The sequence below is a fragment of the Dellaglioa sp. CoH-57-MRSF-19 genome (genome assembly GCF_056781975.1).
On sequence record NZ_JBXAXW010000256.1, the window covers coordinates 1 to 280 of the forward strand.

The 280-nt window shown below is 51.1% G+C and carries 1 protein-coding gene; it reads right to left on the bottom strand.

Annotated features, from left to right (window positions below; all coding sequences use genetic code 11):
- A partial coding sequence (locus tag AC1RO3_RS09150; RefSeq protein WP_481764107.1) for a hypothetical protein occupies window positions 1–220 on the bottom strand: 220 nt, incomplete at its 3' end.
- Window positions 221–280 lie beyond the last annotated feature (60 nt).

A 280-nucleotide genomic window follows, 5' to 3' on the forward strand; every position in this document is an offset into this window, starting at 1 on the left:
CACGTGCCAGCTGCTCACGTTTGATACACAGCAACGACGTTACGTCCTTTGCCGCATACTGCAAGAAGTCTGGATTCTGCGGATCGATCGACTCAATGTTGGCTCGATCGCCCTTGCCGAAGCTAGTGTCGTCTCGGAAGTAGAAATCATCGCCATAAGAGCAAAGGATTGGTCGAAGGCCACCAAATTTAGACGAGTCTTTCATCTGCTCGTCGCGCATCGAACACGCTTTATTTAGCGACGAAATGTTCTCGTCTAGCGCATGCTCCCCGAACGTGAT